General features: G+C 57.5%; 10 protein-coding genes, 1 tRNA gene and 1 rRNA gene. All 12 read right to left on the reverse strand.

All coding sequences use genetic code 11. The features are described 5' to 3' along the window. Positions 1-380 precede the first annotated feature (380 nt). Entirely contained in the window at positions 381-527 is a 147-nt protein-coding gene (locus EXY20_RS34950; RefSeq protein WP_135557063.1) for a small acid-soluble spore protein P, read from the reverse strand. Positions 528-546: 19 nt separating this feature from the next. Next, positions 547-696, reverse strand: coding sequence for a hypothetical protein (locus EXY20_RS39370; protein WP_167859740.1), 150 nt, complete (start codon positions 694-696; stop codon positions 547-549). A 36-nt stretch (positions 697-732) separates the two neighbouring features. Continuing rightward, positions 733-1,062, reverse strand: a complete 330-nt coding sequence (locus tag EXY20_RS34955) for a hypothetical protein (protein WP_135557064.1) — start codon at positions 1,060-1,062, stop codon at positions 733-735. A 105-nt stretch (positions 1,063-1,167) separates the two neighbouring features. Further along, entirely contained in the window at positions 1,168-1,728 is a 561-nt protein-coding gene (gene lepB / locus EXY20_RS34960; protein WP_135557065.1) for a signal peptidase I, read from the reverse strand. 94 nt (positions 1,729-1,822) lie between these two features. Then, positions 1,823-1,912 (reverse strand) — tRNA-Ser (locus tag EXY20_RS34965). Between the two features lie 132 nt (positions 1,913-2,044). Next, a complete protein-coding gene (gene serS / locus EXY20_RS34970; RefSeq protein ID WP_135557066.1) occupies positions 2,045-3,328 on the reverse strand; it encodes a serine--tRNA ligase in 1,284 nt (427 codons plus the stop codon). 18 nt (positions 3,329-3,346) lie between these two features. After that, entirely contained in the window at positions 3,347-3,919 is a 573-nt protein-coding gene (gene pdxT, locus EXY20_RS34975; RefSeq protein ID WP_135557067.1) for a pyridoxal 5'-phosphate synthase glutaminase subunit PdxT, read from the reverse strand. Then, positions 3,919-4,800 (reverse strand): pyridoxal 5'-phosphate synthase lyase subunit PdxS, encoded by an 882-nt coding sequence (pdxS, locus tag EXY20_RS34980; protein WP_135557068.1) that lies wholly within the window; start codon positions 4,798-4,800, stop codon positions 3,919-3,921. Before pdxS ends, pdxT begins: the two co-directional genes overlap by 1 nt. Positions 4,801-4,907: 107 nt before the next feature. Further along, positions 4,908-6,266 (reverse strand): D-alanyl-D-alanine carboxypeptidase family protein, encoded by a 1,359-nt coding sequence (locus EXY20_RS34985; RefSeq protein ID WP_235886345.1) that lies wholly within the window; start codon positions 6,264-6,266, stop codon positions 4,908-4,910. A gap of 164 nt (positions 6,267-6,430) precedes the next feature. Then, on the reverse strand, positions 6,431-7,888 hold the full coding sequence (gene guaB, locus EXY20_RS34990) for an IMP dehydrogenase (RefSeq protein ID WP_135557069.1): 1,458 nt from the start codon (positions 7,886-7,888) through the stop codon (positions 6,431-6,433). A gap of 85 nt (positions 7,889-7,973) precedes the next feature. Next, positions 7,974-9,278: a putative glycoside hydrolase gene (locus tag EXY20_RS34995; protein ID WP_135557070.1), complete on the reverse strand. Its 1,305-nt coding sequence runs from the start codon at positions 9,276-9,278 to the stop codon at positions 7,974-7,976. Between the two features lie 115 nt (positions 9,279-9,393). Beyond that, positions 9,394-9,510: ribosomal RNA gene (rrf, locus tag EXY20_RS35000) — 5S ribosomal RNA — on the reverse strand. Positions 9,511-9,519 lie beyond the last annotated feature (9 nt).

Raw genomic sequence — 9,519 nt, forward strand, 5'->3', positions numbered from 1 at the left:
ACAAGGCTCTGGTCCCAGATCGCGCCAACCCGCGAGGAGCCGTATGCACCCAAAGAACGACCGTTGGCCCTGACATGCGGAAAAGGACCCTGTTGACAGGGCCCTTCCGACGGTGATTGATTTCGGAGCTTTACTTCGGCGATAGCAACTTTCGTCTTATTGTCTTTCGACAATCATGTGTCTCAGACTACCGTTTACGTGTCTTTGGCACATCCCTCCAGCTTCTATGTCGAGATGGAAAGTCCTTTCGGTTGTTGCCCACTGTCGTTCAATGGAACCACACCTCTCTTTCACCGTCACCAATAGTATGTCCCGTCTCCGCCGTTCTATGCGCCCGGCTTTTGCGCCAAGCGCCCGGAGGAGCTGCTGCACGTCAGCCTTCAGCCTTCCCCATTGTTATGCCGGGTATGGTTCTGGTTCTTGACCTTCTTCGAGCCGGACAGCGGCTCCTGCTGCGCTCCGCCGCGTTCGCGCCGGTTGTTCTCGCCGCCGGGCGCATTCACCGGCACCGCCTTGTTCTTCGCCATCTGCGATCACCTCCGCCGGTTATTCCTCGTGATTGAGCGCGTCCTGGTGCCTGCGGTCGTTCGTTTGCTGCTGCAGCTGCTGCGCCTGGTGGCTGTTGACCGGCGTTTGCTCCAGATCCTTGACGACATTGCGGGCATTTTTGTCGGCCGCTCCTTGCCGTTTGCTCATGAACGATTATCCTCCTTGCGCCGCGGGGCCGTTGCCCTAGGCGCGCGTAATCGATTGCAGCGCCTGGGCGCATTCGTGAATATGCCGTACGTAGTCCTCGACCAACTGCTGCACACGCTCCGGCCGCTCGTCGATCGTGCGTCCGTATTTGTCCGCATCGACCAGTTCGACCATCACTTCCCGATCATCCACATAGCGGCAGCGAAAATCGAATGAAAACCCGGTATGCCCGGCCGTGCGAATCGTAATCATCAGCCCGGATGGGTCCGATTCGTCGGCGTTCACCGTGGCTTCGTCTCCTTCATGCAATACCGCGGGCATCATTTTGCGCCATGCGGCAGCCAGACGTTCCTGTTCGATCTCCATGGGCAACACCTCCTCCACTTTAAATTGCGGAAGTCGCCGCCCTTTTATGCGAAAAAAACCTCCCTCTCGCCCGCAAGGAGCGTAAGGAAGGTTTTGCGATATCGCTTATTTGGCGCCGATCTTCGAGCCGAGCACATGGTCCAGCGGAATCGAGCCGATCGCGCGGCTGTCCTGGCTGTGGTTGCGGTTGTCGCCCATCACGAAGACGAAGTTGTCCGGCACAATCACCGTTTCATTGGACGAATAATGCATCGCTTCGTACAAATAGGGCTCGTCCAGCTTCTCGCCGTTGCGGTACACGTGGCCGTCCTGGAACCGCAGCTCGTCGCCCGCTTTGCCGATGACGCGTTTGATGAAGATGATGTGTTCTTCGTTGTTTTTCTCGAACAGATGGAAGAGCGGGTGATCCTTGATGTCGTCGAGCAGCGACCGTTTGCGGGTGGTGCGGCTGTCGACGATAACGATGTCGCCGTATTTCGGCGTATAGCCGAACGTGTGAGGAAGCTTCGATATGTAGACGCGCTGACCGTCATGCAGTGTCGGGTCCATGGAATGGCCCGAAACCTTCGTGGGCTGTACGATGAAGACGCCGATGATGAGCGTCAGAATAAAGGCGAGCGCGATCGAGCCGATCCACCCGCGAAGCTCTTTCCACAGCTTGTTCATGCGCATTCTCCCTCTTCGCAAGAGAAAACGGTCGCGCTGACCTGTCCGGGACAGCGGCCGTTTTCCCACGGTACTTTCTTTAATGGTTCTGTTATGGCGGAGAGGGTGGGATTCGAACCCACGGTGCCCTCGCGAACACGGCGGTTTTCAAGACCGCTGCCTTAAACCACTCGACCACCTCTCCGTGAAAGACATTCCGCCGCGCGTTGGCCGCACAGGCGAAAGCACTCCACGTCACATTGAGCATTGTACCACAAAGCGAAAAATTTGTGCAAGCTGGCTCCCTTCCCTAAAACAAAGAAAAACGCCCCGTCCGTCAAGGACGCGGCGCGATTACCGTAACTCCGTTCATGTAGGGGCGCAGCGCTTCCGGTACGACGACGCTGCCGTCTTCCTGCTGGTAATTCTCGAGAATGGCCGCTACCGTACGCCCGATCGCCAGCCCCGAGCCGTTCAGCGTATGTACGAACTCCGGCTTCGCCTTCGGCTCGCGGCGGAAACGAATGTTGGCGCGGCGCGCCTGGAAGTCCTCGAAGTTGGTGCAGGACGAAATCTCGCGGTACGTGCCGCTCTGCGGCAGCCATACCTCCAGATCGTACGTCTTCGCCGACATGAAGCCCATATCGCCCGTGCACAGCGTCAGCAGGCGGTAAGGCAGGCCAAGGAGCTGCAGCACTTTCTCGGCGTGCGAGGTCAGCTCCTCGAGCGCCTCGTACGACTTCTCCGGCAGCGTCAGCTTGACCAGCTCGACCTTGTTGAACTGGTGCTGGCGGATCAGCCCGCGCGTATCGCGGCCGGCCGCTCCCGCCTCGGAGCGGAAACAGGCGCTGAAGCCGACGAACTTCTTCGGCAAATCCTCCACGGACAAAATATCGTCACGATGGTAATTGGTAATCGGCACTTCCGCCGTCGGGATCAGGAAATAATCGTGATCCTTCAGCTTGAACGCATCTTCCTCGAACTTCGGCAGCTGCCCCGTGCCCGTCATGCTCTCGCGATTGACGATCAGCGGCGGGAGCATTTCCTCGTAGCCGTGCGTGCCGCTGTGCAAGTCCATCATCAGGTTCATCAGCGCCCGTTCCAGACGAGCGCCGAGCCCTTTGTAGAACACGAACCGCGAGCCCGTCACCTTGCCCGCCGCCTCAAAATCGAGGATGCCAAGCTGCTGGGCGATGTCCCAGTGCGCCTTCGGTTCAAATGCGAACGATGCCGGCTCGCTCCAGCGGCGAATTTCGACGTTGTCGGCTTCCGAACGGCCTACCGGAACGCTGTCGTGCGGAATGTTCGGCAGCGACAAGAGCACCATATTCAAGTCGGCTTCCACGATTCGCACTTCATCGTCGAGCACCTTGATCCGATCGCCGACGTGCTTCATCTCTTCGATGAGCGCCTCCGCCGGATCGCCCGCCCGTTTCTTCGCGGCAACCTCCTGCGAGACGACATTGCGCCGGTTCTTGAGCTGCTCGACTTCCGTCAGCAGCTCTCGCCGCTTCGTATCAAGATCGGAGAATTTCCCGATCTCCTCCAGCGGGAAGCCCCGGTTCATCATCGCCCGCTCGGCGCGGTCGTATTCGTTTCTGAGCAGCTTTGCATCGAACAACGGAGACCCCTCCAGGTTTTAACGGCTCTCTTTCACCATCTCTAGGAAATAAGCGTGCATCCGGCAATCGTCCGTCAGCTCCGGATGGAACGACGCGACGAGCAGATGCCCCTCGCGCGCGGCGACGATTTGTCCGTTATAGGTCGACAGCACTTGCACCCCGGGACCGACTTCCTCGATCAGCGGCGCGCGGATGAAGACGGCGCGCACTTTCTCGTCGATGCCGTCGATGGCAAGCTCCGTTTCGAAGCTTTCCCGCTGGCGGCCGAATGCATTCCGCGCCACGGTAATATCCATCAGCTGCAGGTGCGCCTCCGGCTGCCCCGCGATGCGGTCGGCAACGACAATCAGACCGGCGCAAGTGCCGAAGATCGGCTTCTTCTGCGCCGAAAACTCGCGCAGCGCATCGATAAAGCCGTATGTGCGCATCAGCTTGCCGATCGTCGTGCTTTCGCCGCCGGGAATAACAATCCCGTCAATATCCTGCAATTGTTCCGTCCGTTTGATAACGACGCCTTCGGCGCCGGCCAAGCCGAGCATGCGGATATGCTCGGCTACCGCGCCCTGCAGCGCCAGAACGCCGATTTTCATTACCAGCCTCTATCCTGCATGCGCTCGGAAGCGTTCAGCTTGGAAATCTCGATCCCTTTCATCGGCGTGCCGAGGTTCTTCGAAAGCTGCGCGATCAGCGCATAATCGGTGTGGTGCGTCGTGGCCTCAACGATCGCTTTGGCGAATTTCTCCGGGCTGTCCGATTTGAAAATACCCGATCCGACGAACACGCCGTCCGCGCCCAGGTGCATCATGAGCGCAGCGTCGGCTGGCGTAGCCACGCCGCCCGCGGCGAAGTTGACGACCGGCAGCTTGCCGGTTTCGTGCACTTGCAGCAGCAGCTCGTACGGGGTGCCGAGGTTTTTCGCTTCGGTCATCAGCTCGTCCTTCTGCATGCCTTGGATTTTGCGGATTTGCGACTGAATGAGGCGCATGTGGCGAACGGCTTCCACGATATTGCCCGTGCCCGGCTCGCCTTTCGTGCGCATCATCGATGCGCCCTCGCCGATGCGGCGCAGCGCTTCTCCGATATCTTTGGCGCCGCATACGAACGGAACCGTAAACTCGCGCTTGTTGATGTGGAACACTTCATCCGCCGGAGTGAGCACTTCGCTTTCGTCGATATAATCGACGCCGAGCGATTCGAGCACTTTGGCTTCGATGTAGTGGCCGATCCGGGCTTTCGCCATGACCGGAATCGAAACGACTTTCATGACTTCTTCGACGATCGTCGGATCGGCCATACGGGCAACCCCGCCTGCCGCGCGAATGTCCGCCGGTACCCGTTCCAATGCCATAACGGCGGAAGCGCCCGCAGCTTCGGCGATTTTCGCCTGTTCCGCGTTCATGACGTCCATGATGACGCCGCCTTTTTGCATTTCCGCCATTCCTTTTTTAACGCGCGATGTTCCCGTTTCCATTGAGTAAGCCCTCCTGTATCGAATCCCTTGTGATTATTCGTCTAACTTGACATTTTACCGCATGGCTTCTGAGAATACAATGCGATATGCTAGGAATTGTTTTGTCTTTAAAACAAGTTTTTTATACTGTCGAACAGGTCGCTGAAGAAGCTACCAATGCCGCGGAACAGGAGCCGCCACCAACTGGCTTTCTTGACGTCTTCCGCCGCCACCATGTTAACCGTCTGCGACTTGTTGTTGTACGTCACCGTCAGCGTGCCGAGCACGTCGCCTTGCTTGATCGGAGCGACGATTTTGCTTTCGTCGATCGCTTGGGTGGTCCGCACGAACTCCTCGTCCTTGGCGCCCTTCTTCGCGATGAAGCTGAGATCGCCTGCGGTTACGAGCGATACCGACTTGCCGACGCCCTTCTTCACGGGCACCGTCTGCAGCGAGTCGATCGTCGTTTGGGCATTGACGACCTTCTTCGTTTCGAAGTTGTTGAAGCCGTAATCGAGCAGCTTCTTCGTTTCGTTGAAGCTGGCGTCGCGCGTCTTCGCCCCCATGATGACCGAAATATAACGCACGCCGTTCCGCTCTGCCGTCCCGGTGAAGCAATAACCGGCATTATCGGTATGGCCCGTTTTCAAGCCGTCCAATCCGGTATAAACGTATTTTTTAAAATTGGCGTTGTCGGCGTTGCCTTCCAGCATCCAGTTGTAGTTGATCATCGGCTCCTTGTCCGTTGCGCGGAACTTCTTGGAGACGATCTTCGAGTAGTCGAGAATTTCCTTGTGATCCTTGAGCAAATGATAAGCGATCATAGCGGCGTCGCTGGCGCTGAATGTCGTTTCGCCCGGGATGGACGCCGGCGCGTATTTGCCCAGGTCGACGCGGTCAAGGCCCGACGTGTTGATAAAATGAACGCCCTTGGACAGGCCGAACTTGACGGCCGTGTCGTTCATCATCTTCGTAAAATTTTCTTCCGTGCCCGAAATCGCTTCCGCCAGCGCGATCGCCGCGCCGTTGTCGGAATATATGGTGACGGCATAAAAAAGGTCCTTCACGCTGTACGAATCGCCCTTGGCCTTCGGTATGCCCGATAATTCCTTATTCGTGGATATTACGGATGAAAACTCGCTGATCGTAACCATGTCTTCCCACTTCAGCTTGCCGTTCGCAATACTGTCGAGAATCAAATACTCCGTCATCATCTTCGCCATACTGGCCGGAGGCAGCGCCTCGTCGGCGTTCATGCCGAACAGCACCTGACCGCTCGCCGCGTCGATCAGAATCGCCGCTTTCGCGTCCGGTTTGGGCTCCGCACCCGTCGCCGGCGCCGTCGTTGCTGGCGTATCCGCCGCCAAGCTTACGCCAGCGGGAAACGCCGCGATGACGCATTGCACCGCAATCGCCACTGCCAGAATCATGGCCGACCGGCGCCACGATTTGCGCAGCAACCGCCCGATACCGCTTCTTGCGTTCACCACCCACACTCCTTCCATGCCATCCTTGGACGGCAATCGCATTTCGTTTTATTGTAACACAGGTGTCCCTTTGAAAAAAGTTTCCGAACCTCGCAAAAAAGAGAGAGCGAGGCCCGCGGGCTCCGCTCTCTTTCGGTCCGAATATGAAGCTGCAATGGGAGACGCTATAACGAATAGTTGGGCGCTTCCTTCGTAATCTGCACGTCGTGCGGGTGGCTTTCGCGCAAACCGGCTCCTGTAATGCGGGTAAAGGCGGTGTCGTACTTCAGCTCCTGAATCGATTTGGTGCCGCAGTAGCCCATGCCGGAACGCAAGCCGCCGACCAGCTGGTGAATCGTATCGGCGATCGGTCCTTTGTACGGAACGCGGCCTTCGATTCCTTCCGGTACGAGCTTGTTTTCATTTTCCTGAAAATAGCGATCCTTGCTGCCTTCCTTCATCGCACCAAGCGACCCCATGCCGCGGTATACTTTGAACCGGCGCCCCTGGTAAATTTCCGATTCGCCCGGACTCTCTTCCGTGCCCGCGAACAAGCTGCCGATCATGATCGCGTCGGCGCCGGCGGCGATCGCTTTGGTTACGTCGCCGGAATATTTGATCCCGCCGTCGGCGATAATCGGCACGTTGTACTCCTTCGCCACCGTGGCGCAATCGTAGATGGCCGTCACCTGCGGCACGCCGATCCCGGCGATGACGCGCGTCGTGCAGATCGAGCCCGGCCCGATGCCAACCTTGATAATCGAGGCGCCTGCCTCGATCAGATCGCGCGTCGCCTCTCCGGTCGCGACGTTGCCGGCGATAATCGGCAGTTCCGGATAACGGCTGCGAATTTCACGCACCGCGTTCAAAATGTTGATATGATGCCCGTGCGCCGAATCGACCACCAGGACGTCCACCGAGGCAGCCACCAGCGCGTCGACGCGATCGAACGTATCTTTGGAGATTCCGACCGCCGCGCCCGCCACCAGCCTGCCTTGCTTGTCCTTGGCCGCGTTCGGGAACTGGATCGCCTTCTCGATATCTTTGATCGTAATAAGGCCCTTCAATTCGTTGTCCTGGTCGACCAGCGGCAGCTTCTCGATCTTGTGTTTCTGCAGGATCAGCTCCGCCTGCTGAAGCGTCGTTCCTACCGGCGCCGTAACCAGATTTTCCGATGTCATGACCTCTTTGATTTTGATCGAAAAATCATGCACGAACCGCAAATCGCGATTGGTTAAAATACCGACCAGCTTCTTGTTGTCGTCCACGATCGGCACGCCGGAAATGCGGAACTTGCTCATCAGCGCTTCCGCGTCATACACATGATGCTCCGGCGTCAACGAGAACGGATTCGTAATGACTCCGCTCTCCGAACGTTTCACCCGATCGACTTCTTCGGCCTGCTGCGAAATGGACATATTCTTATGAATGATGCCAATGCCGCCTTCGCGCGCGATCGCGATGGCCAGCGCCGCCTCCGTAACGGTATCCATGCCGGCGCTGATTAGCGGAATGTTCAGCTTGAGATGCGGGCCAAGCTTTGTCGAAACGTCCGCTTCGCGCGGCAATATTTCCGACTTGCGAGGTATCAGCAGCACATCGTCAAAAGTAAGTCCTTCCTTCGCAAACTTCGTTTCCCACACAGCAGGTACACTCCTTCATTTACGCCTTCCTCGCGTATATTAGTGCCATCGTATCAAAAGCCCAATTTTCATGTCAAGCAAACCACTACCGGTACGAATAATTGCTCCCGGAATTCCAGATCAGAAATTCCTCGATGCCGATTTCCCGGGCAGCCTTGATCTGCTCCTGGATTTCGACGTTCCCGTATGTAAGATGAGGCTTCAGCCATACGGCCGTAAAGCTCTGCAGCCAAGGACGGATAGCCGCCGGCTCTGCGGCAGGCGACTGCTTGCGCAGCGCTTCGTTCTTGGCCAGCGCATCGCCAAGCGCCCGCTGGATGACGCGATAGGGCTGCAGGTCCGGGTGCGCAATGCCGAAGGCGCCATCGGCGTAATGAGACGGATAGACCATCGGACAAATGATGTCGAGCTCCGGGGCCATCTTGGCCCATAGCTGGCCGATGCCCATGTCGTTGTCGCTCGATGCCGTCATGCCGAACACGTCGGCTGACACTTTCACCCGGTACGGCGCCAGCTTCGTCCGCGACTCATGCAGAAATTGCTGCACCGCGTCCGCTTTGGAGCGCCCGTTGCTTGCGGGGAACGCTACTTCTTCATCTACCCGTTTTCCGTTCTCGGGAAACCGGATGTAGTCGAATTGAATTTCATCGAAGCCCGCCGACGCCGCGGCGGCCGCAATCTCCTGATTATACCGCCATACCTCTTCCCGAAATGGATCGACCCACGCCGTACCTTTGGGATCGCGCCACAACTTGCCTGTTTTCGTTCGCATGGCCCATTCCGGCTTCCGTTCCGCCAGGTAAGGGTCCTTAAACACCACCAGCCGTGCGATCGTGTAAATGTTGCGACGGTGCAGTTCCTCGACTTTTCCTGCCAAATCGGCGATCATCGAATGCGACGCGGATCCGATCTCTTTTACCATTGCCGTATCGGCGGGGAACGTCACTTGGCCCGAATCGGTCTTGACATCGATGACCATCGCATTAAGATCGGTTTGCTCGATCAGCTCCACCAACCGCTCAAAACGGCCCCCTACTGCCGCCCATGCCGTCGCGTAAACGCCTTTGACTTTTATATCTGGTTTGGCGTCTGTATTTGCAAAAGGAGCCAGACGCTGCGCGGAGGCCATTAACGGGGACAACTGCGATTGCCGGTTGTCGGAAGCGATTCCTTCCATTCGAGCCGCAAATTGTTGTTGCGCGCTTGTCTCCTCTTTTGGCAAACGTTCCGCCGTACACCCTGAAGCAAACAATCCTATCGTTAACAAACAGATTAGCTGGCCATACCGGCATCCTTGCCCGCTCATCCTCATCACCTCGTGCCTGATTTGCCCATCTTCGTATGGAAAATATCTCGATTCCCATGCGTTAGTATGAGTCAACCTCGGCATCGTTATGACGATCCGTTCAGACCCTTCCGAAATAGCCCTTCAAAGCCATGCCTCCCTTCGGGACAACAACAAAAAAGCCTCTCCTGACTCGCGTCAGAAAAGGCTGCTTGGGTTCGCTTGGCAACGTCCTACTCTCCCGGAACCCTGCGGTTCAAGTACCATCGGCGCTGGAGGGCTTAACGGTCGTGTTCGGGATGGGAACGCGTGGGTCCCCTCCGCCATCATCACCAAACGTTCAGTG

The organism is Paenibacillus cymbidii (genome assembly GCF_004764705.1).
In the GTDB taxonomy this organism is placed as follows: domain Bacteria; phylum Bacillota; class Bacilli; order Paenibacillales; family NBRC-103111; genus Paenibacillus_AN; species Paenibacillus_AN cymbidii.